At 68.0% G+C, this 22,970-nt stretch carries 22 protein-coding genes; 16 read left to right on the forward strand and 6 right to left on the reverse strand.

The annotated features are described in order from the left end of the window. Positions 1-49: 49 nt before the first annotated feature. The 3 genes from DBY63_RS09525 to DBY63_RS09535 form a co-directional block, all read right to left on the reverse strand. Positions 50-994, reverse strand: coding sequence for a FecR domain-containing protein (locus DBY63_RS09525; protein WP_042134220.1), 945 nt, complete (start codon positions 992-994; stop codon positions 50-52). Continuing rightward, the gene (locus DBY63_RS09530; protein WP_074583662.1) at positions 988-1,500 is read right to left on the reverse strand and encodes a sigma-70 family RNA polymerase sigma factor; all 513 of its coding nucleotides are present in this window, start codon (positions 1,498-1,500) and stop codon (positions 988-990) included. The genes DBY63_RS09525 and DBY63_RS09530 overlap by 7 nt, the downstream gene beginning before the upstream one ends. Positions 1,501-1,630: 130 nt before the next feature. After that, entirely contained in the window at positions 1,631-2,560 is a 930-nt protein-coding gene (locus DBY63_RS09535) for a LysR family transcriptional regulator (protein ID WP_042134222.1), read from the reverse strand. Positions 2,561-2,954: 394 nt separating this feature from the next. Here DBY63_RS09535 and DBY63_RS09540 point away from each other — a divergent pair, with 394 nt between their 5' ends. From DBY63_RS09540 to DBY63_RS09590, 11 genes are all read left to right on the forward strand, one after another. Then, positions 2,955-4,475, forward strand: a complete 1,521-nt coding sequence (locus tag DBY63_RS09540) for an amino acid ABC transporter permease/ATP-binding protein (protein WP_108581873.1) — start codon at positions 2,955-2,957, stop codon at positions 4,473-4,475. 29 nt (positions 4,476-4,504) lie between these two features. After that, on the forward strand, positions 4,505-5,377 hold the full coding sequence (locus tag DBY63_RS09545; protein WP_108581765.1) for a phytanoyl-CoA dioxygenase family protein: 873 nt from the start codon (positions 4,505-4,507) through the stop codon (positions 5,375-5,377). Between the two features lie 28 nt (positions 5,378-5,405). Further along, positions 5,406-6,245 (forward strand): ABC transporter substrate-binding protein, encoded by an 840-nt coding sequence (locus tag DBY63_RS09550; RefSeq protein ID WP_108581766.1) that lies wholly within the window; start codon positions 5,406-5,408, stop codon positions 6,243-6,245. A gap of 19 nt (positions 6,246-6,264) precedes the next feature. Then, positions 6,265-6,996, forward strand: coding sequence for a class II aldolase and adducin N-terminal domain-containing protein (locus DBY63_RS09555; RefSeq protein ID WP_108581767.1), 732 nt, complete (start codon positions 6,265-6,267; stop codon positions 6,994-6,996). Between the two features lie 80 nt (positions 6,997-7,076). Next, positions 7,077-8,369, forward strand: a complete 1,293-nt coding sequence (locus DBY63_RS09560) for an NAD(P)/FAD-dependent oxidoreductase (RefSeq protein WP_044341837.1) — start codon at positions 7,077-7,079, stop codon at positions 8,367-8,369. A gap of 30 nt (positions 8,370-8,399) precedes the next feature. Then, positions 8,400-8,816, forward strand: a complete 417-nt coding sequence (locus tag DBY63_RS09565; protein ID WP_027599302.1) for a RidA family protein — start codon at positions 8,400-8,402, stop codon at positions 8,814-8,816. A 9-nt stretch (positions 8,817-8,825) separates the two neighbouring features. Further along, the gene (locus tag DBY63_RS09570) at positions 8,826-9,503 is read left to right on the forward strand and encodes a DUF1028 domain-containing protein (protein ID WP_077172851.1); all 678 of its coding nucleotides are present in this window, start codon (positions 8,826-8,828) and stop codon (positions 9,501-9,503) included. Continuing rightward, a complete protein-coding gene (gene argE / locus DBY63_RS09575) occupies positions 9,500-10,651 on the forward strand; it encodes an acetylornithine deacetylase (RefSeq protein WP_108581768.1) in 1,152 nt (383 codons plus the stop codon). Before DBY63_RS09570 ends, argE begins: the two co-directional genes overlap by 4 nt. Positions 10,652-10,967: 316 nt before the next feature. Next, the gene (locus tag DBY63_RS09580; RefSeq protein WP_108581769.1) at positions 10,968-11,579 is read left to right on the forward strand and encodes a glutathione S-transferase; all 612 of its coding nucleotides are present in this window, start codon (positions 10,968-10,970) and stop codon (positions 11,577-11,579) included. 44 nt (positions 11,580-11,623) lie between these two features. Then, positions 11,624-13,675 carry a pyridoxamine 5'-phosphate oxidase family protein gene (locus tag DBY63_RS09585; protein WP_108581770.1) on the forward strand — a complete coding sequence of 684 codons (2,052 nt, stop codon included), beginning with the start codon at positions 11,624-11,626 and terminating at the stop codon, positions 13,673-13,675. A gap of 61 nt (positions 13,676-13,736) precedes the next feature. Continuing rightward, positions 13,737-14,627, forward strand: a complete 891-nt coding sequence (locus DBY63_RS09590; RefSeq protein ID WP_027599297.1) for a LysR family transcriptional regulator — start codon at positions 13,737-13,739, stop codon at positions 14,625-14,627. Positions 14,628-14,632: 5 nt separating this feature from the next. Here DBY63_RS09590 and DBY63_RS09595 read toward each other — a convergent pair whose 3' ends face one another. The 3 genes from DBY63_RS09595 to DBY63_RS09605 all read right to left on the reverse strand — a co-directional run bounded on the left by DBY63_RS09595 (position 14,633) and on the right by DBY63_RS09605 (position 17,635). Then, positions 14,633-16,015: an aldehyde dehydrogenase family protein gene (locus DBY63_RS09595; protein WP_256594379.1), complete on the reverse strand. Its 1,383-nt coding sequence runs from the start codon at positions 16,013-16,015 to the stop codon at positions 14,633-14,635. 104 nt (positions 16,016-16,119) lie between these two features. Further along, on the reverse strand, positions 16,120-16,509 hold the full coding sequence (locus DBY63_RS09600) for a RidA family protein (RefSeq protein ID WP_077172856.1): 390 nt from the start codon (positions 16,507-16,509) through the stop codon (positions 16,120-16,122). Next, complete coding sequence (locus DBY63_RS09605; protein WP_108581772.1) at positions 16,499-17,635, reverse strand: DSD1 family PLP-dependent enzyme; 1,137 nt, start codon at positions 17,633-17,635, stop codon at positions 16,499-16,501. Before DBY63_RS09605 ends, DBY63_RS09600 begins: the two co-directional genes overlap by 11 nt. Before the next feature lie 95 nt (positions 17,636-17,730). Here DBY63_RS09605 and DBY63_RS09610 point away from each other — a divergent pair, with 95 nt between their 5' ends. The 5 genes from DBY63_RS09610 to DBY63_RS09630 all read left to right on the forward strand — a co-directional run bounded on the left by DBY63_RS09610 (position 17,731) and on the right by DBY63_RS09630 (position 22,945). Beyond that, positions 17,731-18,639, forward strand: coding sequence for a LysR family transcriptional regulator (locus DBY63_RS09610; protein ID WP_108581773.1), 909 nt, complete (start codon positions 17,731-17,733; stop codon positions 18,637-18,639). Between the two features lie 143 nt (positions 18,640-18,782). Then, positions 18,783-20,246: an NAD-dependent succinate-semialdehyde dehydrogenase gene (locus DBY63_RS09615; RefSeq protein ID WP_108581774.1), complete on the forward strand. Its 1,464-nt coding sequence runs from the start codon at positions 18,783-18,785 to the stop codon at positions 20,244-20,246. A gap of 143 nt (positions 20,247-20,389) precedes the next feature. Then, positions 20,390-21,679 (forward strand): 4-aminobutyrate--2-oxoglutarate transaminase, encoded by a 1,290-nt coding sequence (gabT, locus tag DBY63_RS09620; RefSeq protein WP_108581775.1) that lies wholly within the window; start codon positions 20,390-20,392, stop codon positions 21,677-21,679. A 55-nt stretch (positions 21,680-21,734) separates the two neighbouring features. Further along, positions 21,735-22,424 carry a haloacid dehalogenase gene (locus tag DBY63_RS09625; RefSeq protein WP_027599290.1) on the forward strand — a complete coding sequence of 230 codons (690 nt, stop codon included), beginning with the start codon at positions 21,735-21,737 and terminating at the stop codon, positions 22,422-22,424. 29 nt (positions 22,425-22,453) lie between these two features. After that, positions 22,454-22,945, forward strand: a complete 492-nt coding sequence (locus tag DBY63_RS09630; RefSeq protein WP_007161776.1) for a winged helix-turn-helix transcriptional regulator — start codon at positions 22,454-22,456, stop codon at positions 22,943-22,945. Positions 22,946-22,970: the final 25 nt, after the last annotated feature.

Consider the following 22,970-nt stretch of genomic DNA (forward strand, 5'->3'; position numbering starts at 1 on the left):
TCCTATGCCGTTAATGACCGACAGGTACGAAAAAGGGGACAGACTTTTTTCAGACGGTGACCGAACGGGGTATCAGGGTCACCCAGAAGCGGGTACGCCACTGCAGTTCCACCGGCAGCGTCGCGGCCAGCAGCGTCAGTACCCGGTCGGTATCGGCCAGCTGAAAGCTGCCGGTGACCCTGAGATTGGCCACCGCGGGATCCCACCGCAGCAGGCCAGGACGATAGCGACTGAATTGCTGCAGGAATTCGCCCAGGGGCTGGTCCTGGGCGATCAGCACGCCCTGGCGCCAGCTCAGCAGGGTCGGCGAAAACGGCTCGATGGCGCCGATGCCCAGGGTACTCAGGCGCAACTGCTGGCCCTTGCCCAACGCCAGCCCGAGGCCCATCAGCGGCCGCACCTCGACGCTGCCGCTGACCACGCGCACGTCGCAGCCTTCATCGTCCTGCTGCACGCAGACCTCGGCCTGTTCCACCGTCAGGGTGCCGAAGCGGGTATCCAGCGTCAGCGCCTGGGTACCGGGTACGCGCAGCGAGAGCTCGCCGCGCACCAGGGTCAGGCGCCGCCGGGTCTGATCCAGGTCCACGGCGGTCGCGGTATTGAGTTGCAGCAGGCTGCCATCCGCCAGGGTCAGGCTGCGGCGTTCGCCCGTGGCGGTACTGAGATCGGCGGTCCAGGCGTCTAGCGGCAATTCCCGGCTCAGCCACCAGCCGGTCGGTACCACCACCGCCAGGCCCAGCAACTGGCGCAGGGCGGTACGCCGAGTGCGCTCGGCCGGCTGCAGACTGGCCATGGCCAGCCGCGACGGCACCGCGGCGAAGCGCTGTTGCAGCTGCAGGGCCGCCTGCCAGGCGCGCTCGTGCTCGGGATGGGCCTGGCGCCACGCCTGCAGCTGCTGCCGCTCGCGCTCGCCGGCTGCGCCGGACTCCAGCAGCGCCAGCCATTCCGCGGCCTCGCGGATCGCCCTCCGCCGCCGGTCCTGGCCGCTCAGCACAACTCCGCCAGCAGGCAATGCTCGTAGGCCTGCGCCATGTATCTCTTGATGGTGCGCTCGGAGACGTGCAGGCGTTCGGCGATTTCGCGGTAGGTGAGGTCCTCGAGCTGGCTGAGCAGGAAGGCCCGCCGCACCGCGGCGGGCAGGCCATCGAGCAGCTCGTCCAGCGCCTGCAGGGTTTCCAGCAGCAGCCAACGCTGCTCGGGCGACGGCACGCAGGCTTCGGGCAATGCCATCAGGGCATCGAGGTAGGCCTGCTCGAGGCTCTTGCGCCGCTGGAAATTGATCAGCAGGCGTTTGCCGATGGTCACCAGATAGGCCCGCGGCTCCTGCAGTTCACCGAGCACTTCAGGATGGCGCAACAGCCGCAGAAAGGCTTCCTGGCTGAGATCGGCCGCATCCCATTCGCTGCCCAGCCGCCGGCGCAACCAGGCCTGCAGCCACCCGCTGTGGTCGAGATAGAGCCGATGAAGGTGACGCGTGGACGCGAGAGCCATATCACTCATGACGGGTGCTACCTGCTCGTCGATGCTTAGATGATATTGATTCTACTTTACGTGGGTTATCCAGGACCAGTCCGGAGCCGTCTATTCCCTGCGCTTTCGCCCGAAAGCTGGGCAGTGGCCAGCATGGGCGTCAGCCCACCAGGGTTTCCGCGGGCGCAGGCGAGAGATCGACGCTCCGGCAGTAGTCCATGAACAGCCGCGTCGCCTTGGTCGGTTCGTTGTTGCGCAGGTAGGCCATGATGAAGGTGGAGGCCGGCATGTCGTCGTGGATGTTGACCTGGGCCAGGCGCTTGCCGTCGTAGGTCAGGTCGGTGGTCGGCCGGGTCACCAGCACGGAAAAGCCCAGGCCCTGCCCCACCATGCAGCGCACCATCTCGATGGAGGGCGAGCTGTAGGCCACGTTGGGGTGGTAGCCCTTCTCCCTGAAGATGTCGATGAAGTAGTTACGGCTGGGCACCACGTCCAGCAGGATCATGGGCTCGCGACTCAGCTCCTTGAGGGTCACCGCCTTCTTGCCGGCCAGGGGATGGGCGATGGGCAACAGCGCATAGGGCTTGTGCGGTGCATTGAGCTTTTCCTTGGTGATGGAATCGCCCAGCTCCAGGTCGTAGAGAAACACCAGGTCGAAGCGTCCGCGGTGCACCCCGTGCATCAATTCGTGCTGCTCGCCATCGTGCAGCTGGATGGTGATCTCGGGATAGAGCCGCTTGAAACCTGCGACCAGCTTGGGCAGATAGAGCGGCGCCGCGGATTCGAAGCAGCCGATGGCCACGGTGCCCGAAACCAGCTCGTTTTCCGCCTTGGCGTTCTGTTCCAGTTCCTGGGACAGCCGCAACAGTTCCTTGGCCTTTTCATACAGCCGACGGCCACTGGCGGTGAGCGAAACGCCCTGGGCGTGATGGCGAATAAACAACTTCTGCTCGAAACTTTCCTCGAGGTTCTTGATGGCGACGGAGATCGACGGCTGGGATATATGCAGTTGTCGCGCGGCCTCGACGATGCTGTCTTCCTCGACCACCGCGACGAAATAGCGAAGTTGCCTCAGGGTAAAACGCGTCATGGCTCATCCATAGGATAAAACTTTGCAGAACGCATATCTGCATAGCGCAATCTGCTGAAGCGAAAGCCATGCCATCCGCCTGAATGTCACCGCGCGGCCTGTGCTTAGCGGTACTGCACGCGCGGTGGCGTGCCGACGAAAGTCCCTGCCGCACGGGTTAAAACGCACCAAAAGACTGCACTTCGAGTGCTTATGATTGCATCTTGCCCTGCCTTGGGGCGTATAGCGCGCAGAACAAGATGCCGCCTTACACTACTTAGGAAAAGGCTATGCAACGACCTGTAATTTGTTAATTGACGATGAGTCTGGCGGACGCCAATTCTGTTTCTGGCAACAGTGCGAACGCTTTAGGAAAGTTCGCACTTTCTTTGAAATGGCGACGGGTTGGCTCACCATGACTTTCGACTGGAACTACATGTTCAGCCTCATTGGCGACACTCAATTCTGGCTGGCAACCTGGACGGTCATCAAACTCAGCACCCTCACCTGGATCATCAGCATCGCCCTGGGCTTCTTCATCGCCCTGGCGAAACAGTCACGATATCCGGCGCTCAGCCTGCCCGCTCGCGGTTACATCTGGTTCTTTCGCAGCGTGCCGCTGCTGGTGCTGCTGATCTTCATCTACAACCTGCCCCAGGCGCTGCCGGCGACCTCGGTGGTGCTCGCGGATCCCTTCTGGGCCGGCCTGATCGGCCTGGTCATCAGCGAAACGGCCTATGTCGCCGAGATCCACCGCGGCGGCCTGCTGTCGATTCCCAAGGGCCAGGGCGAGGCGGCCCGGGCGCTGGGCCTGCGCTTTCTCGGCACCCAGTGGCGCATCGTCATTCCCCAGGCCCTGCGCGTGGCCCTGCCGTCGCTGGCCAACGAATACATCTCCATCGTCAAGCTCAGCTCGCTGGTGTCGGTGATCTCCCTCACCGAGATCCTGATGGTCGGCCAGCGCCTCTATTCGCAGAACTTCCTGGTCATGGAGACCATGGTGGCGGTGGCCTTCTACTACGTGCTGATCGTCACCCTGTTCGACTTCCTGCTCAAACGCCTAGAGCGCTTTCTCGACGTCACCCAGCGCAAGGTGGTGCGGACCCCCGATGCCCAGGTGCTGGCCCTGGCCAACCAGGCCTCGACCGCCAGCGCCAGGCCGCAGTGGGACGCCGCCACCCCGGCGCTGCAGGCGGCGCGGCTGCACAAGGCCTACAACGACGTCGAGGTGCTGGGTTCGGTCAACCTGCGCATCCAGCCCGGCGAGGTGGTCTCGGTGATCGGCCCATCGGGCTCGGGCAAGACCACCCTGATCCGCCTGCTCAACGGCCTGGAGCAACTGGACAACGGCGAGATCCGCATCAACGGCCAGCCCTTCATCCACCTGCACAAGGACGGCGCCCAGAAGCCCCGCTTCGTCGAGCACAGCGAGCATCGCCTGGACATCGGCATGGTGTTCCAGAGCTTCAACCTCTTTCCCCACCTCACGGTGCTGGACAACCTGCTGCTCGCGCCGCGCTATCACCGCCTGGATGCTCCCGCGGCGCTCAAGCAGCAGGCCTATGCCCTGCTGCACAAGGTCGGGATGCTCGACCACGCCTGGAAGTACCCGCACCAGCTCTCCGGCGGCCAGCAGCAGCGCGTGGCCATCGCCCGGGCGCTGATGATGCGACCGCAGATCATGCTGTTCGACGAGCCCACCTCGGCGCTGGATCCGGAAAAGGTCAACGAGGTGCTGCACGTGATCGAGGCCCTGGCCCAGGAGGGCATCACCATGGTGATCGTCACCCACGAGATGAACTTCGCCTTCAAGGTCTCGGACCGCATCGTGTTCATGGAAAAGGGCCGCGTGGTCTGCGACGACGCGCCCGCGGTACTGCGTAACGGCCAACATCCGCGCGTTGAGGCCTTCCTCAAGGACGTGTCCCTGGCTTGACCCCCACCCTTGGCTTCTGGAGAACAGAGATGATCGAGCAAGCGCAAATAGACAGCTTCCACCGAGACGGCTACCTGGTGGTCGAGAACCTGCTGACCGCCGACGAGATCGCCACCCTGCAGGCCGATTTCGACGGCTGGGTGGCAGAGAGCCGCAGCCACGCCGAAGCCTGGGGCGAGACCCAGGACGGCCGCGCCCGCTTCGACGTGGAGCTGGACCACCGTCCCGACCACCCCTCCCTGCGCCGGGTCAGCTCGCCGACCGAGATCTCCGCGGCCTATCGCCAGGTCGCCTTCACCTCGCGGATGGCCCAGGTCGCGGCTCAGCTGATCGGTGGCAGCGGCACAAGATTCCACCACAGCAAGATCAATTCGAAGCTGCCGCACACCGCCACCCAGGTGAAGTGGCACCAGGATTTCCTGTTCACGCCCCACAGCAATGATGACGTGGTCACCGCGCTGCTGATGGTGAGCGAGGTGACCCCGGAGAACGGTCCCCTCACCGTCATCCCCGGCAGCCACCGGGGTCCGCTCTGGTCGCACTGGCAGGACGGTCGTTTCACCGGCGCGGTCGACGACAACGTGGTGGCCGAGCATTGCGGCGAGCCCGTGGCCTGCTTTGGCCCGGCCGGCTCGGTGTGCTTCATGCACACCCGCCTGCTGCACGCCTCCAGCCCCAACCAGACCGAGATGCCGCGCACCCTGTTCATCAGCGTCTACGCCGCCGAGGACGCCTTGCCCTTTGGCGAGAATCCGCTGCCCAGCGAGCACGCCGGGGTGCTGGTGGCCGGCCAGGAAAGCGGGCTGGTGCGCAGCGTGGCCAACAGCGTACGGCTGCCGCAGAAACCGCGCGGCGCGTCCTTCTTCGTCCAGCAGGCCGGGCTCGACCAGGCTGCCGTTTGATCTTTCCTACCGCTCAAGGAGTTTCGCCATGCAAAGATTCAGCAGCGCCTCGCTTCGCATCCTCTCCACCGCCGTACTGGGCGCCAGCCTGGCGCTGGTCTCCAGCCTGGCCTCGGCCGACTTCCTGCAGCCGGGCAAGCTGGTCGCCGGTTCCGACCTGACCTTCTTCCCCTACGAATACGTGCAGGACAACAAGCCGGCCGGCTTCGACATCGAATTCGTCGACGGCCTGGCGAAGTTCATGGGCCGCTCCGTGGAGACGATCGACACCCGCTTCCCCAACCTCATCACCGGGCTGCAGGGTGGCCGCTTCGACATCACCAATTCCTCGATGTACATCACCGCGGACCGCCTCAAGGTGATCGACATGATCCCCTACCTGAAGAGCGGCGAGTCGATCATCGCGCTCAAGGGCAGCAGCTATCAGCCCAAGAAGCCGGAAGACTTCTGCGGCCACAAGATCGGCTCCATGGGCGCCACCTCCTGGCTGCAGCAGCTGCACAAGCTGTCCGACGAGTACTGCGTGAAGAACGGCCTCAAGCCCATCGCCGTGAGCGAATACGGCACCGATCCCCAGACCACCCAGGCACTGCTGTCCAAGGCCGTGGAGGCGCAGATCACCGACGCCGCCGTGGCCCGTGGCCTGGTGGAAAAGCTCGGCAATCGCGTGGTGATCTCCTCGGACACCCTGATCTATCCGGTGCTCAACGGCTTTGGCGTGAAGAAGGGCAACGACGCGGTCAAGACCGCCCTGGTGGATGCGCTCAAGCAATACAGCGCCACTCCGGAGTACGCCGCGCTGCTGAAGAAATACAACTTCCAGGCGCCCACCGAGGCGGACATCGCCGCCCTGATGCCCAAGCCCTGAGTCTTACGGAGTCACGACCATGGCACTTTCTCACGAGGAACGGCTGCGCATCGATCTGGCGGCGACCTTTCGCGTCATCGCCCACCTCGGCATGCACGAAGCCGTCGCCAACCACTTCAGCGCCGCCGTCTCCGCCGACGGCAAGCGCTTCCTGATCAATCCGAAGTGGAAGCACTTCTCGCGCATCCGCGCCAGCGACCTGCTGCTGCTCGATGCGGAGGATCCGCAGGGCGCCGAGCGGCCGGACGTGGATCGGACGGCCTGGTCGATCCACGGGCAGATCCATCGCCTGCTGCCGGAGGCCCGGGTGGTGCTGCACCTGCACCCGGTCTACACCACGGCGGTGGCCTGCCTGGCCAGGCCCGAGGTGCCGCCCATCGACCAGAACACCGCGCGCTACTTCAACCGTATCGCGGTGGACGAACTCTACGGCGGCATGGCCGACACCGAGGCCGAGGGCGCGCGCCTGGCCGGGCTGCTCGACGGCAAGCAACGGCTGCTGATGGGCAATCACGGCGTCATGGTGATCGCCCCCACCATCGGCCAGGCCTTCGACGACATCTGGACCCTGGAGCGGGCCTGCCAGATCCTGGTCACCGCCTGGTCCACCGGCCAGCCGCTCAAGGTGCTGTCCGCCGAGGTCGCCGAAAAGACCGCCCGCGCCTGGGAAGGCATCACCGACTTCTCCGAGCAGCACTTCGCCGAGATGAAAGAACTGATGATCCAGCAGGACTCCTCCGTGCTGGATTGATCGCCGCGGAGCCTCTGCGCTCCGCCTTCCTACTGCTTAGATGACGGCCGCGCCCTGCGGAGCGGCCGAAGGGTACCCTCATGTCCACATTACCGACCACGATCGACACCCTGGTGATAGGCGCTGGCCAAGCCGGCGTCGCCATGAGCGAGCACCTGGGGCGCCTCGGCATCGAGCACCTGGTGCTGGAAAAGAACCGCATCGCCGAAGCCTGGCGCACCGGTCGCTGGGATTCCCTGGTGGCCAACGGTCCGGCCTGGCATGACCGCTTCCCCGGGCTGGAATTCCAGACGCCGCCGGATGGCTTTCCCGGCAAGGACGAGATCGCCGCCTACTTCGAGACCTATGCCCGGCAGATCGGCGCACCCATCCGCACCGGCGTCGCCGTCACCCGGGTGACCCGCCAGGCCGGCCAAGCGGGCTTTCTGGTGGAAACCTCGGCGGGCAGCTTGAATGCCCAGCGGGTGGTGGTGGCCACCGGCCCCTTCCAGAAGCCGGTGATCCCGGCCATCGCACCAACGGACGAGCGGCTCTACCAGATCCACTCCGCCCATTACTTCAATCCCCAGCAACTGCCCGACGGCGCAGTGCTGGTGGTGGGCGCCGGCTCCTCGGGGGTGCAGATCGCCGAGGAATTGCTGCGCGCCGGCAAGCGCGTCTATCTCTCCGTCGGCCCCCACGACCGGCCGCCGCGGGCCTATCGCGGTCGCGACTTCTGCTGGTGGCTGGGCGTGCTCGGCCTGTGGGATACCGAGACCATGCAGCCGGGTCGCGAACACGTGACCATCGCCGTGAGTGGCGCCCGCGGCGGCCATACCGTGGATTTCCGCCGCCTGGCCCAGGCCGGCATGACCCTGGTGGGCCTCACCGACACCTTCACCGACGGTGTCGTGCGCTTCCGCCCGGACCTCAAGCAGAACCTCGACGCCGGCGACGCCAACTACCTGTCCCTGCTCGACGCCGCGGACGCCTATGCCGCCCGCCATGGCCTGGACCTGCCCGAAGAGCCCTCAGCCCGCGAACGGGTGGCGGACGCCGCCTGCATCCGCGAACCGCTCAGGGAACTGGACCTCCAGGCCGCGGGCGTGACCTCGGTGATCTGGGCCACCGGCTACGCCACCGATTTCAGCTGGCTGCAGGTGGATACCTTTGGCGACAACGGCAAGCCCAAACATCAACGCGGGGTTGGCGCCGAGCCGGGCATCTACTTCGTCGGTCTGCCCTGGCTCAGCCGCCGCGGCTCGGCCTTCATCTGGGGCTGCTGGCACGACGCCCGCCATGTGGCCGACCAGATCGCCATCCAGCGTCGCTACCAGGACTACCGCCCGAGCGTCGAGACGACCGTCCAACCCCAGCAGTCGCGCAGCGCCTGACGCCCTTATCGAGATCCGGAGACTCCCCGCATGGCCACCCCGACCCATACCCGCATCCGCATGTTCAACACCAAGGACACCTACCCCAATCAGAGCCTGGACAACGACCTCTGCCAGGCCGTGCGTGCCGGCAACACCGTCTATGTGCGCGGTCAGGTGGGCACCGATTTCGACGGCAAGCTGGTCGGGCTGGGCGATCCCCGGGCCCAGGCCGAGCAGGCGATGAAGAACGTCAAGCAACTGCTGGAAGAAGCCGGCAGCGACCTCAGCCATATCGTCAAGACCACTACCTACCTGACCGATCCGCGCTACCGCGAGCCGGTGTACCAGGAGGTCGGCAAGTGGCTCAAGGGCGTCTTCCCCATCTCCACCGGCCTGGTGGTATCCGCACTGGGGCAGCCCCAGTGGCTGATGGAGATCGACGTCATCGCCGTGATCCCTGACTGAGGCGCCGCCATGACCTTTTCCCTTACCGCCCGCTGCGCCGCCACCGGTCAATTCGGCATCGCCATCAGTTCGTCGAGCATCGCCGTGGGCGCCCGCTGCCCCTGGCTGCAGCCCGGTGTCGGCGCGGTCAGCTCGCAGAACATCACCCTGCCCGCCCTGGGACCGCGCACCCTGGAGCGCTTGGCGCAAGGTCTGACACCCGCCGCGGCCCTGGCCGAGAGCCTGGCCGGCGATGGCTACGCCGAATATCGCCAGGTGACCGTCATCGACGCCCAGGGCCGCAGTGCCCATCACAGCGGTGCCCATACCCTGGGCGTGCACCAGGCCTTGAGCGGCCTGAACTGCGTGGGCGCCGGCAACATGCTGGCCAGCCCCGCGGTGGTGGAGGCGCTGGTGGCAAGCTTCGAAACCAGCCAGGGCGCCCTCGCCGAGCGCCTGCTGCTGGCCATGCAGGCGGCGATGGCCGCCGGTGGCGAGGCCGGTCCGGTGCACTCGGCGGCGCTGCTGGTGGTGGGCGAGCCCAGCTGGCCCATCGTCAATCTGCGCGTCGACTGGGCCGAGACCGACCCCATTGGCGAGCTGGCGGCCCTGTGGCGCGCCTATGAACCCCAGTTGCAGGACTATCTCGACCGCGCGGTGCGTCCGGATCTCGCCCCCGGCTACGGCGTGCCGGGAGACGACCGATGAGCGCCAGCCAGGAGTTGCTGGCGCAGCTGGTGGCCTTCGACACCACCAGTCGCGAATCCAGCCTGGCGCTGATCGACTTCGTCGCCGGCTACCTGGATGGCTTCGGCGTACCCTACGAACTGATCCACAACGCCGAGGGCACCAAGGCCAATCTCTTCGCCACCCTGGGGCCGGCGGACGTACCGGGCATCGTGCTCTCGGGGCATACCGACGTGGTGCCGGTGGACGGCCAGGCCTGGACCCGTCCCGCCTTCGCCCTCAGCGAAAGCGCCGGCCGGCTCTATGGCCGCGGCACCGCCGACATGAAGGGCTTTCTGGCCTGCCTGCTGGCGCTGGTGCCCGCGGCCAGTCGCGCGGCCCTGCGCCGCCCGCTGCACCTGGCGCTGTCCTATGACGAGGAAGTTGGCTGCCTGGGCGTACGCAGCCTGCTGGACCAGCTGGCGCAGCGCCCGGTCAAGCCGCTGCTGTGCCTGATCGGCGAACCCACCGAGCTCAAGCCCGTGCTCGGCCACAAGGGCAAGGTGGCCATGCGCTGCCAGGTACACGGCGCGGCCTGTCATTCGGCCTATGCGCCCGAGGGCGTCAACGCTGTCGAATACGCCGCGCGCCTGGTCGTCGAACTGGGCCGGCTTGGCGAGGCGCTCAAGGCCCCGCAAGACCAGGATCCACGCTTCGACCCGCCCTTCTCCACGGTGCAGACCGGGCTGATCGCGGGCGGCCAGGCCCTGAACATCGTGCCCCAGGACTGCACCTTCGATTTCGAGATCCGCGCCCTGCCCGCCCAGGATCCCTATCAGGTGATCCACCAGCTCCAGGCCCTTGCCGAAGTGATCCTGCTACCGGCCATGCGCGCCATCAGCGGTCAGAGCGCCATCCGCTTTACCGAGCTGTCGAGCTATCCCGGCCTGGATACCGCCCTCGAAAGCGAGGCAGCCGAGTGGGTCGCGCAGTTCTGTGGCTCCCGCGACTTCGGCACGGTGGCCTTCGGCACCGAAGGCGGCCTGTTCGCCGCGGCCGGCATCCCGACCGTCGTCTGCGGCCCCGGCAGCATGGCCCAGGGGCACAAGCCCGACGAATTCGTCACCCAGGCGCAACTGGACGGCTGCGATGCCATGTTGGGGCGGGTGCTGGCCTTCGCCTGCCGCTAGGTCCTGTACGAAATGTGCCTGCGCTCGGTAATGCTTCGTTGAAAAAGGCCTGGATCGCCAGCCCGGTCGCAATGCTCATTTACCGGTCGTAAACTCGAGCGCGAGCCCGGTCCGCTTCCTCAGCCTTTTTCGTGGGGCCGCCTAGGCCTCGCCTGACCTTCGCTCGGCGACTTTTCGTACAGAACCTAATCCGATCATTCCATTTTGCGGAATGCTGAACTGACGAGAAGGCCGATTCCCACGAAAGCGCTCTGACCCCAAGCTGGTAGCACGAATCGGGACCACCCTCGGCCCGATGCCTGCCAGGAGTTGGATCATGAAGCTCTACCACCTGCCGTTATCCGGTCATGCCCATCGCGCCGTGCTGTTCGCCTCGTTGCTGGGCCTCGCGCCCGAACTGGTCGAGGTCGACCTCGCGGCCGGCGAGCACCGCACCCCGGCGTTCCTCGCCCTCAACCCCTTCGGCCAGGTGCCGGTGCTTGAGGATGATGGCGTGATCGTCGCCGACTCCAACGCCATCCTCGTCTACCTGGCGAAGAAGCTGGGCCGCACCGACTGGCTGCCGGAAGACCCGGCCGGGGCCGCCGCCGTCCAGCGCTGGTTGTCGGTGGCCGCGGGCGAACTGGCCTATGGCCCGGCAGCGGCGCGGCTGATCACGGTGTTCGGTGCCCGCTTGAATCCCGAGGAAGTCATCGCCCGCGCCCACGTCCTTCTGGAGCGGCTGGAGGCTCAGCTGGCGAACCGCGACTGGCTGGCCGCCGATCACCCGACCATCGCCGACGTCGCCCTCTACAGCTATCTGGCCGGAGCGCCGGAAGGTAACGTGGACCTGGCGCCCTATACCGCTGTGCGAGCCTTTCTGCAGCGGGTGGAAGCCCTGCCGGGCTTCGTGCCCTTTCCGCAGACGGCTGCCGGTCTGCGCGCCTGAAGCAGCGGGATCACCCGCCTTCCCCACCGCGAGGAGCCACCTCGATGAGCACGCCCCTGAACGCTCTGCCCACCTGGCACCCCGGCGAAATCGCCCTGCAGGAGCGCGTCGGCGTCCGCCAGCGGATGGCCGAGGTCGGCCCGCGGGTGATCCGCAGCTTCATGCCCGACCAGCACCGCGCCTTCTACCAGCAACTGCCCTTCCTGGTGCTGGGTAGCGTGGACGCGACCGGCGCGGCCTGGGCGACGATCCTGGAAGGCGCGCCGGGCTTCGTCAGCGCTCCGACGCCAACGCGGCTGGACATCGCGGCCAGCCTAGCGGCAGGGGATCCGGCCGGCACCGGCCTGGCGGATGGCGCCGCCGTGGGATTGCTGGGTATCGAGCTGCACACCCGGCGCCGTAACCGCGTCAACGGCGAGGTCGAGCTGACGCCCCAGGGCCTACGGCTGACCGTGGACCAGAGCTTCGGCAACTGCCCGCGCTACATCCAGCTGCGCGACCTGCAACCCAACCAACCACCGGATAAGACGCCCGCTCCGGCCGTCGAACCCCTCGAGACGCTGGATGAGGCGGCACGCCAGCTGATCGAAGGGACCGATACCTTCTTCGTCGCCTCCTATGCCGAGCAGGAGGGACGGCGCCGGGTGGACGTCTCCCACCGTGGCGGCAAGCCGGGCTTCGTCCGGGTGGATGCCGAGGGCGTGCTGACCATTCCCGACTTCAACGGCAACCTGTTCTTCAACACCCTGGGCAACATCGCCGTCAACGGCCAGGCCGGACTGCTGTTCGTCGACGACGAGCGCGGCGACCTGCTGCAGCTGAGCGGCACCGCCGAGGTGCTGTTCGACTCGCCGGAGATCGCCGCCTTCGAGGGCGCCGAACGCCTCTGGACCTTTCGCCCGCAACGTATCGTCCGGCGCCGCGCCGCCCTGACCCTGCGCTGGCGGGCGCGGGCCGGGGGCGAGTCGGACAGCAGCCAGCTGACCGGCAGCTGGGCGCAGGCGCGCGAGCGCCTGCTGAGCCGGGAACTCGGCAACCGCTGGCGACCCTTGCGCGTCATCCGCATCGTCGAGGAGAGCGCCACCATCCGCTCCTTCCATCTCGCCGCGGCGGACGGTACCGCCTTGCCGCCCGCCCAGGCCGGCCAGTTCCTGCCGGTACGCCTCACTCCGGTCGCCGGCCAGGCCCCGGCGCTGCGTAGCTATAGCCTCTCCAGTGCGCCGGCCGACGGGCACTACCGCATCAGCGTCAAGCGCGAGGGGCTGGTGTCCACCTGGCTGCACGACCGGCTGCGCGAGGGCGATCTGCTCGACACGCGCCCGCCGACGGGGGACTTCACCCTGACCGCCGCCGACCAGTCCCTGGTTCTGCTGGCGGCCGGCATCGGCATCACCCCGCTGCTGGCGATGCTCAGGCACCTGGTCCACGAAGGACGCCGGACCCAGCGCCAGCGCCCGATCACCCTCTTCTACGGAGCCCGGTCGAAGGCCGAGCGCGCCTTCGATGCGGAACTGGCCGAGTTAGTGGCCGCCGCCGGAGGCTCGCTGCGCCTGGTGCGGGCGCTGAGCGATACCCGCGGGGCCGTGGCGGATACCGACTACGAGGTGGCCGGACGGATCGACCTGGGTGTGCTGGGCCGCTTCCTGCCCTTCGGCGATCACACCTTCTACCTCTGCGGCCCGGCGGCCTTCACCCAGGCACTGTACGACGGCCTGCGCGGTTACGGCGTCGAGGACACGCGTATCCATGCCGAAGCCTTCGGTCCGGCGGCGCTGCGCCGCAGTCAGCCCCTGGAAGCGGCGGCTCCCGTGCGTCCAGCCGCGGCCACGGACAGTGTGCCGGTGGTCTTCACCGCCTCGCTCAAGGAAGCGCGCTGGACACCCGCGGCAGGCTCGCTGCTGGAGCTGGCCGAAGCCCGAGGCCTCGACCCCGCCTTCAGCTGCCGCGAAGGTCATTGCGGCAGCTGCCGGACACGGCTGCTCGGCGGCGCCGTCACCTATGCGCGGGAGCCGGTGGCGCGGGTCGCCGACGGCGAGGCGTTGCTGTGCTGCGCGGTGCCGGCGGCTGGCACCGACCGCCTGGAGCTCGATCTATGATCCGCGCCGCCTGAAGTTGACTACCATGGAGCCTGGTCGACAAGACAGGACGGCGAGGCAGATGGATCGTTGGCAGGCGATGCGCGTGTTCGTGAAGGTGGCGGAAACCGAGAGTTTCGCCCGTACCGCCCGGGAGCTGCACCTGAGCGCACCGGCGGTGACCCGCCTGGTGGCGGCGCTGGAGGAGCTGGTCGGCGCGCGCCTGCTGGTGCGCACCACCCGTTCGGTCAGGCCCACCGAAGCCGGCGCCCGCTACCTGCAGGATTGCCGACGCATCCTCGCCGACATCGCCGAGGCGGAGCTGGCCGCGGCCGGCCACTACGCCAAGCCGGTCGGCACCCTGACCATCACCGCCCCGCTGCTGTTCGGGCAGCTGCACGTGCTGCCGCTGCTGCTGGACTATCTCGAACGCTATCCGCAGATGCGCGCCCGCACCTTCTTCGTCGACCGGCCGGTGAACATCGTCGAGGAAGGCATGGACGTCGCCCTGCGCATCGGTCACCTGCCCGATTCGGGCTTCACCGCCATCCAGGTCGGGCGCGTGCGCCGGGTGGTCTGCGCCGCCCCCGACTATCTGCAGGCCCAGGGCGTGCCCGCTACCCCTGCCGCGCTGCGTGAGCACCGCATCCTGGTGTCCCACAGCGCCTGGTCATCACCGGAATGGCGCTTTGCCGGTGGGCAACGGGTGAGCGTCGATCCGCTGCTGCACTGCAACACCAACGAGGCCGCCATCAGCGCGGCCAAGGCCGGTCGCGGCCTCACCCGGGTCCTGCACTACCAGATCGCGCCGGCCCTGGCCGAAGGCGCGCTGCAGATCGTCCTCGCCGAGCACGAGGAAGCGCCGCTGCCGATCCACCTCATCTACCCCGAAGGCCGCCAGGCACCGGCCAAGGTACGGGCCTTCATCGACCTGGCGGTGGCGGCGCTCAGGGACAATCCGCTGTTCGCCTGAACCGCTCAGTGGCCGAGGATCGCCTTGGTCTCCAGGTACTCCTCCAGGCCGTGGACGCCATATTCGCGCCCGTTGCCGGAACGCTTGTAGCCGCCGAAGGGTGCCCAGGGGTTCCAGGCCGGATAGTTGAGATGGACCTGCCCGGCGCGCAGACGGGCCGCTACCGCGGCGACCTGGTGGGGGTCCCGACCCTGGACGTGGGCGCTGAGGCCATAGCGGCTGTCGTTGGCGATGGCGATGGCCTGGTCGAGCGAGCTGTAGGGCAGCAGGCAGAGCACCGGCCCGAAGATTTCCTCCTGGGCGATGCGCATCCCCGAGGTGACCGCCGAAAACACCGTGGGGCGCGCATAGAAGCCGGTGGTGCAGCCATCCGGGCGACCCGGTCCGCCGCAGACCAGCCTGGCGCCCTCTGCCAGACCGCTCTCGATCAGCGCCTGCACCCGGGCGAACTGGGCGCCATTGGCCAGCGGGCCGAGGGTCGTCGCGGGCGCCTGGGGGTCACCGACCACGAGACCCGCCACGGTGGCTGCCGCCAGGCGCTCCACCTCGGTCAGCTGGGCCTGAGGCACCAGCATCCGCGTCGGCGCGCTGCAGGATTGGCCGCTGTTGCGTAAGGCCGCCAGCACGCCCTTGGCCACCGCCTCCGGCAGATCGGTATCGGGCAGCAGCAGGTTGGGCGACTTGCCGCCCAGTTCCTGGGTCACGCGCTTGACCGTAAGGGCGGCGGCCTGGGCCACCAGGACCCCGGCGCGATTGGAGCCGGTGATGGAAATCATGTCGACATCGGGATGCTCGGCCAGCGCCGCGCCGACGGTGGGGCCGTCGCCGTTGACCAGGTTGAACACCCCCGCCGGGATCCCCGCGTCATGAACCGCCTGGGCGAACAGCAGGGCGCTCAGTGGGGCCAGTTCACTGGGCTTGAGCACCACCGTGCAGCCGGCGGCCAGCGCCGGCGCGACCTTGGCGGTGATCTGGTAGAGCGGCCAGTTCCAGGGCGTGATGAGCGCGCAGACGCCGATGGGCTCACGCCTGAGACGCAAGGCACCGTCGGCGCGCTCGAAGGCGTAGTCGCTCACCACCTCGCGTGCCACGCGCAGGTGTTCCAGGGCCAGGGGCACCTGCAGGGCCCGGGCCGCGGCGAGGGGCGCACCCATCTCCCGTGAAATCACCTGGGCGAAGGTGTCGGCACGCTGTGCCAGCAGGGTCTGCAGGCGCTCCAGCCGTTGGGCGCGAGCGGCCGGCGTCTGCCCGGACCAGGCGTCGAAGGCGCCGCGGGCGGCCTGCACCGCCTGGTCGACTTCCGCGGCGCCGCCAAGGGCCACCTCGGCGAGCGCGCGTTCGGTCGCGGGATCCGTCACCGTGGCCCGGGCGGCGCCAGGCACCGGCACCCAGCGGCCGGCGAGATAACAGCAGCGGGTCACTTGGGGATCGATCAACGTTTGCAACGAAGGGTCCAGCAGCATGAGGGGAGCTCCCAGATGGCGACGGGCGATCAGTCGGCGCGCGCCAGCGCCTCGATCTCGACGAGATAACCATGGTGCAACTGCGGCACCGGCACCACCGCCCGCGCCGGCCGGTGTTCGCCCAGGAATCCGGCATAGAGGCGGTCGAAGGTAGGCCAGTGCTCGATGCCGACAACATAGACGGTCACCTTGAGCAGATCCTGCGGCCCCCGCCCTGCCGCGGCCAGGATGGCGCAGAGGTTGTCCAGGGCGATCTGGGCCTGCTCAGCGAAACTCGCCGCGACCGCATGGCTGCCGTCGGGTCGTACCGGCAGTTGCCCGGATACATGGAGCAGCCCCTGGTAGGCCACCGCCTGGGAATAGTGGCCGCCCGGTAGCGCCGCGGCCGCGGTCTGGATGAAACGCGTATCAGCGGCCATGCAGGCGACTCCAGGGGGTGACCGCGCCGCTGGCGTCCACGGCGTGATAGCGCTCGAACTGGCCGCCGGTGGCGCAGGCATGGTTGGGCAGGATGCGCAGGCGGCTGCCCACCGGGAAGCGCTGCTCCAGATCATCTGGGCAGCCTCCGGCGAAGCTGACGATGCCATGCTCCTGGTTGGCACCGGTCAGCAGGGCCCCTTCGAGCCAGCGGCCGTCCAGGGTGCAGACCTGGCCATAGCCGAAGTCACGCCGCTGCCGCTGGGTGCCCCGGTCGCGACTGAGGGCCATCCAACCGGCGTCCACCAGCACCCAGCCTTTCTCCACCTGATGGCCGATCACCGTGGTCAGGACGCTCAGCGCCAGATCCTCGGCCTGGCAGATGCCGACGTTATGCATCACCAGGTCCTGGAAGACGTAGACCCCGGCGCGGACCTCGGTAACCCCGATCAGATCCAGGGCCGACAGCGCCGTGGGCGTCGAGCCGATACTGACCTGCGGACAGGCCAGGCCCTGGGCACGCAGCCGCTCGGCCGCCGCCACGCAACAGGCGCGCTCCTGCTCGGCCAGGGCCTGCAGCGCCTGGGGGCCGTCCAGCGCGTAGCTGGAGCCGGCATGGGTGAGCACCCCCGCCAGGCGCATGCCGCCCGCGCTCAGCAGCTCGGCGATCTGCACCAGCCGGGGATCGTCCGGTTGCAGGCCCGCGCGATGGCCATCGCAGTCGATCTCCAGCCAGACCTCGAAGACTTCGTCGTAGCGCTGGCCGGCCGCGACGATGGCCTGGGCCCCGGCCAGGCTGTCGGTCAGGATGCCTAGCCGACAACCCTGCCGCCGCAGCGTGCTGACCTGTTCCAGCCGCGCCGGAGCGATGGTCACGGCGTAGAGCACGTCGGTGATGCCCAGGGCGAAACAGGCTTCGGCCTCTTGGAGAGTGGAGACGGTCACGCCCTGGGCGCCTGCCGCCAGTTGCCGGCGGATGACCGCCTCGCTCTTGCTGGTCTTCACATGGGGCCGCAGGCGGACGCCGAGGGCGTCCATGCGCGCCTGCATGAGGTGGATGTTGTGCATCATCCGGGCTTCGTCGATGAGCGCGGCAGGGGTATCGAGGGTAAGCAGGGAAAGGGTCATGGCAAGGACTCGACCGGTGGGCGATGGGCGAACTGTAGCCGCCCTTCGTTAACCTGTGGTTCAATCCTGCTGATGCATTCCTTTAGTCCAGATTAATGATCGCCATTGAAGACCTGCGCCTGGTGGTACTCCTGGCCCGCTGTGATTCCCTCAGCGCGGCGGCGCGCGCCCTCAACGTCTCGCCGCCCGCGCTCTCTACCCGCCTGCGCAAGCTGGAGGCACGGCTGGGGGTGGCCCTGGCCAATCGCGATGCCCGGCGGCTGAGTCTGACCCCCGACGGCGAGCGCTTCGCCCAGCAATGCAGCGAACTGCTCGAACGTCTGGAGGCCTTGCCCGACACCTTCGCCCGCCAGGATCGGCAGCTGGTGGGCACCCTGCGCCTCGCCGCGCCCTTCGGCTACGGCCGCCAGCGCATCGCCCCGCTGCTGGCGCGCTTCGCCGTGTTGCATCCGCAGCTACGCCTGCAACTGGACCTGCGCGAGACCCCCTGGCCCGACCGGCACGACAGCGATGCGGTCATTCATATCGGCGCCATCGACGACAGCTCCTGGATCGCCAAGACCCTGGCCCACAACGAACGCTGGCTGTGCGCCAGTCCGACCTACCTGGAGCAGCACGGCCTGCCGCAGGGGCCCAGGGCGCTGCTGCAGCACCGCTGCATCTGCATCCGAGAGAACGACGAGGACGTGACCCTCTGGCAACTGCGCAACGACCAGGAGCGCCAGACGCTGCGCATCGAACCGGCGCTGCTCACCAACGATGGCAGCGTGGCCCGCCGCTGGGCCGAACAGGGTCTGGGCATCGTGCTGCGTTCCCAGTGGGACGTCGCCGATGCCATCGCACGCGGCGCCCTGGTCCGGCTGCTGCCGGCGTGGCGCTTCGACAGCGCACCCATCACCCTCCTGGTCCCCGCCCGCAAACAGCGCAGTGCCCGCCTCCAGGCGCTGGCCAACTTCCTCGACCTGGCGGTGAAGGGGATGGACGCGGGCGCGGACCCTCACTAGCGGCCGGCCAGGAAGCCACCGCACAAAGTGCGGCAACGTCGCCGCGAACGCGTTCGGCACCGGTTCACAGCGGTCGATTTCGGCATTCGCCACCGCCACCCCTCCCTAGACTCAGGGCCTGACCTGCCACTGGGAGCGCCACCATGCCGCTGCACCTCGATCTGCGGGATCCCCGCCTGTTCAAAGCTTCCGCCTATGTCGACGGCCACTGGATCGCCGCCGACAACGGCGCCACCTTTGCCGTGGACAACCCCGCCACCGGCGAGACCCTCGCCGAGGTGGCCGCCCTGGAGGCGGTGGAAACCGCCCGCGCCATCGCCGCGGCGGAGGCCGCCTGGCCGGCCTGGCGCGAGCGTCCGGCCGCCGAGCGCGCGGCCCTGCTGGAGCGCTGGCACGCGCTGATGCTGGAGCACCAGGACGACCTTGCCCTGCTGATGACCCTGGAACAGGGCAAGCCACTGGCCGAGGCCCGTGGCGAGATCGCCTATGGCGCTAGCTTCGTCAAATGGTTCGCCGAGGAAGCCCGACGCAGCTTTGGCGATATCCTGCCCGCACCGGCCCGGGATCGCCGGGTGCTGGTGCTGCGGCAACCGGTGGGGGTCGCTGCCGCCATCACCCCGTGGAATTTCCCCAACGCCATGATCACCCGCAAGGCCGCCCCGGCGCTCGCCGCCGGCTGCCCGGTGGTGATCAAGCCCTCGGATCTCACCCCGCTGTCGGCCCTGGCGCTAGCCGAGCTGGCCGATCGCGCCGGCTTTCCGCCCGGCGTATTCAACGTGGTCACCGGGATGCCCGCCGGCATCGGCGGTGAACTGACCGGCAATCCGGCGGTGCGCAAGCTGTCCTTTACCGGCTCCACGCGCATCGGCCAGCTGCTGCTGGCGCAGTGTGCGGCCACGGTGAAGCGCACCAGCATGGAACTGGGCGGCAATGCGCCCTTCATCGTCTTCGATGACGCCGACCTGGACCTCGCCATCGCCGGGGTACTGCAGAGCAAATTCCGCAACGCCGGCCAGACCTGCGTCTGCGCCAACCGCATCCTGGTGCAGGACGGCATCCACGACCGTTTCGCCGAGCGGCTCGCTGCCGAGGTGGCCAAGTTCAAGGTGGGCAACGGCCTGGAGGCCGGCGTGACCCTGGGCCCGCTGATCAATCGCCTGGCGGTGGACAAGGTCGCGCGTCATGTCGACGACGCCCTGACCCTGGGCGCCAAGGCCCTGTTCGGCGGCTTGCCCAGCGGTCGCGACCAGTTCGTCGCCCCCACGGTGCTCACCGGCGCCACGGCGGACATGTTGCTGGCCCGCGAGGAGACCTTCGGCCCGGTGGCGCCGCTGTTCCGCTTCCGCGACGAAGCCGAGGCGCTGGCGCTGGCCAATGCCACGCCCTATGGCCTGGGCGCCTACTACTACACCCAGGACCTGCGCCGCGCCTGGCGCGTCGGTGAACAGCTGGAATTCGGCATGGTGGCGCTCAACACCGGCACCCTGTCGATGGAGGTCGCGCCCTTCGGCGGCGTGAAGCAATCCGGCCTGGGCCGCGAAGGCTCGCACCTGGGGCTGGACGAGTACCTGGAAGTGAAGGCCTGGCACCTTGGCGGCCTCGACTGAAAGCCACCGGCGGCAGGCAACCGAAAATGCCGCCGCTCCCAAGCAAAACAGCCGATCACGATGCCGGGGCCGGCAACTTCAGCGTTACCGACCCTGCGGCCTGCGTAGGCTGGAACTCTCGCCCCTGCCTGGAGTATCGCTGCATGAATTCCGCTGCCAAAGCCACCGACCGCCTGCTGGGTCTTCGCGAACAAGGCGTTCCCCGCGGCATCATCACCGCCCATCCCGTCGTGGTGGCCCGCGCCCAGGGCAGCGAAGTCTGGGACGTGGACGGTCTCCGCTACCTCGATTTCGTCGGCGGCATCGGCGTGCTCAATGTCGGTCACAACCACCCACGGGTGGTGGAGGCCGTGCGCCGTCAGGTCGGGGAGATCTCCCACGCCAGCTTCCAGGTAATGGCCTACGAGCCCTACCTGGAGCTGGCCAATCGTCTCAACACCCTCATCGGCAACGGCGAAGCCTACAAGACGCTGCTGCTGACCTCCGGCGCCGAAGCCGTGGAAAATGCCATCAAGATCGCCCGCGCCCACACCAAAAGGCCCGGGGTGATCGCCTTCCGCGGCGGCTTCCACGGTCGCACCCTGCTCGGCGTGACCCTCACCGGCTTCGCCCAGCCCTACAAGCAGAACTTCGGCCCCTTCCCCGGTGACATCTACCACGCGCCCTATCCCGATGCCTTCCGCGGAGTGGATAGCCAGCAGGCCCTGGCCGGCTTGCGCGAGGTCTTCGCCACCCAGGTCGCGCCCGACCAGGTGGCCGCGATTCTGATCGAACCGGTGCAGGGCGACGGCGGCTTCCGCCCGGCGCCGGTGGAATTCCTCCAGGCGCTGCGTGCCCTCTGCGACCAGCACGGCATCGTGCTCATCGCCGACGAGATCCAGACCGGCTTCGGTCGCACCGGCAGCCTGTTCGCCTTCCAGCAGACCGGCGTCCAGCCCGATCTGGTGACGGTGGCCAAGAGCCTGGCCGGGGGCCTGCCGCTCTCCGGAGTGGTCGGGCGCGCCGCCATCATGGACGCGCCCCTGCCCGGCGGTCTCGGCGGCACCTATGGCGGCAACGCCCTGGCCTGCGCCGCGGCCCTGGCGGTGCTGGACGTGTTCGAGGAAGAGGACCTGGTCGCCCGTGGCGTCGCCCTCGGCGAGCAGCTGCGCAGCGGTCTGCTCGCGCTGCAGCAGCGGCATCCACGTATCGGCGAGGTGCGCGGCCGCGGCTTCATGCTGGCGGTGGAGATGGTCGGCGCCGATGGCCACAGCCCGGACGCTGCCCTCGCCCAGCAGGTCATCGACGGCGCCCGCCACGCGGGCCTGCTGGTGATCAAGTGCGGTGTCGAACGCAACGTCATCCGCTTCCTGGCACCGCTGGTGACCACCGAGGCACAACTGGCCGAAGCCTTGCACATGTTCGGCCAAGCCCTCGCCCAGGCCGGTGCCTGAGGTCGAACGTAACGCCGCCCGGCCTGATGGGCGCGGCGCCAAGGGGAAACCGACCATGAGAATCACGCGTTACCAGGCCATAGGCTTTTCCTGCTACGGCACCCTCGTCGACCGCGAAGGGGGCATCCTCGAAGCCCTGCGCCCCCTTGTGGCGCAGGCGGGCCTCAGCACCCATCCCGACTGGCTGCTCGGCAGCTATCACCGCCTCGCCCGCGAGTTGCGCCAGGCCACGCCCAACGCCAGCCAGACCAGCCTGCACCTGCGTATCCACCAGCGTCTGGCGCAAGAGTTGCAGCAGGAAGCCGACCTGGATGCCAGCGTGGCCTTTGGAAACGCCACGTCGTGCTGGCCGGTGTTCGAGGATGCGCCGGGCGCGCTGCAGTACCTGAGCAAGTTCTATCGATTGGTGTTGCTGGCCTCGCCCGATGACGGCGACGCCGCAGCGGTCACGGCGCGGCTGCCCGAGGTGTTCGCCGCCGTGATCCCCAACCGCGGCGGTGATCTGCGCCTGGCGCTGGACAACACCCTGGAGGAGCTTGGCCTGGCGCGCGGGGATCTGCTGCCGGTAAGAGGCAGCGAACCGGACGACCCCTGGAACCCCTTGGTGGATTTTCCGCTGTGTACCTTGCGCCGTGATCGCTCGCGGCCCTGGAACCTTTCACGGCAGGCCCTGGATGGCACGCGGTGCGAGTACGCGAGTCTCGCCGATCTGGTGCATGCGCATCAGACCGCCCTGCGTGCCTAGCCTGACGTTCACGACTGCGAGGAACGACGATGGACGCCGCAACAAAACTGGACCGCATCGACATCAACATCCTGGTGCAACTGCAGAAGGATGGCCGGATGACCAATGTCAGTCTCGCCGAAGCCGTGGGCCTCTCCCCCAGCCCTTGCCTGCAGCGCGTCAAGCGCCTGGAGGCAGCCGGCTACATCAGCGGCTACGAAGCCCACGTCAACCTCGCCAAGATCGCCAACTCGGTGACGGTCTTCACCGAGGTCACCCTTTCCGACCACAAGCGCGCCGACTTCGTGAAGTTCGAGTCCTTCATCCGCGGGGTCGACGAGATCCTCGAATGCCACCTCATCAGCGGCGGTTACGACTACCTGCTGCGCTTCATGTGCAGCAGCATCGGCCACTACCAGGAGCTGATGGAATCCATCCTCGACCGCAACGTCGGTATCGAGAAGTACTTCAGCTACATCGTCATCAAGTCGCCGGTGGTCAAGAACGCCCTGCCACTCCGCAGCCTGATCAAGGCCGGCTGACCCCCCTCGCCGCGACGCTCCGCCA

The organism is Pseudomonas sp. RIT411, from assembly GCF_003057735.2.
In the GTDB taxonomy this organism is placed as follows: Bacteria; Pseudomonadota; Gammaproteobacteria; order Pseudomonadales; family Pseudomonadaceae; genus Chryseomonas; species Chryseomonas oryzihabitans.

Coding starts and splice junctions, on each gene's coding strand:
- DBY63_RS09530 (WP_074583662.1), bottom strand. CDS start 1,500: ATGAGTGATATGGCTCTCGCGTCCACGCGTCACCTTCATCGGCTCTAT.
- DBY63_RS09535 (WP_042134222.1), bottom strand. CDS start 2,560: ATGACGCGTTTTACCCTGAGGCAACTTCGCTATTTCGTCGCGGTGGTC.
- DBY63_RS09540 (WP_108581873.1), top strand. CDS start 2,955: ATGACTTTCGACTGGAACTACATGTTCAGCCTCATTGGCGACACTCAA.
- DBY63_RS09545 (WP_108581765.1), top strand. CDS start 4,505: ATGATCGAGCAAGCGCAAATAGACAGCTTCCACCGAGACGGCTACCTG.
- DBY63_RS09550 (WP_108581766.1), top strand. CDS start 5,406: ATGCAAAGATTCAGCAGCGCCTCGCTTCGCATCCTCTCCACCGCCGTA.
- DBY63_RS09555 (WP_108581767.1), top strand. CDS start 6,265: ATGGCACTTTCTCACGAGGAACGGCTGCGCATCGATCTGGCGGCGACC.
- DBY63_RS09560 (WP_044341837.1), top strand. CDS start 7,077: ATGTCCACATTACCGACCACGATCGACACCCTGGTGATAGGCGCTGGC.
- DBY63_RS09565 (WP_027599302.1), top strand. CDS start 8,400: ATGGCCACCCCGACCCATACCCGCATCCGCATGTTCAACACCAAGGAC.
- DBY63_RS09570 (WP_077172851.1), top strand. CDS start 8,826: ATGACCTTTTCCCTTACCGCCCGCTGCGCCGCCACCGGTCAATTCGGC.
- argE (WP_108581768.1), top strand. CDS start 9,500: ATGAGCGCCAGCCAGGAGTTGCTGGCGCAGCTGGTGGCCTTCGACACC.
- DBY63_RS09580 (WP_108581769.1), top strand. CDS start 10,968: ATGAAGCTCTACCACCTGCCGTTATCCGGTCATGCCCATCGCGCCGTG.
- DBY63_RS09585 (WP_108581770.1), top strand. CDS start 11,624: ATGAGCACGCCCCTGAACGCTCTGCCCACCTGGCACCCCGGCGAAATC.
- DBY63_RS09590 (WP_027599297.1), top strand. CDS start 13,737: ATGGATCGTTGGCAGGCGATGCGCGTGTTCGTGAAGGTGGCGGAAACC.
- DBY63_RS09600 (WP_077172856.1), bottom strand. CDS start 16,509: ATGGCCGCTGATACGCGTTTCATCCAGACCGCGGCCGCGGCGCTACCG.
- DBY63_RS09605 (WP_108581772.1), bottom strand. CDS start 17,635: ATGACCCTTTCCCTGCTTACCCTCGATACCCCTGCCGCGCTCATCGAC.
- DBY63_RS09610 (WP_108581773.1), top strand. CDS start 17,731: ATGATCGCCATTGAAGACCTGCGCCTGGTGGTACTCCTGGCCCGCTGT.
- DBY63_RS09615 (WP_108581774.1), top strand. CDS start 18,783: ATGCCGCTGCACCTCGATCTGCGGGATCCCCGCCTGTTCAAAGCTTCC.
- gabT (WP_108581775.1), top strand. CDS start 20,390: ATGAATTCCGCTGCCAAAGCCACCGACCGCCTGCTGGGTCTTCGCGAA.
- DBY63_RS09625 (WP_027599290.1), top strand. CDS start 21,735: ATGAGAATCACGCGTTACCAGGCCATAGGCTTTTCCTGCTACGGCACC.
- DBY63_RS09630 (WP_007161776.1), top strand. CDS start 22,454: ATGGACGCCGCAACAAAACTGGACCGCATCGACATCAACATCCTGGTG.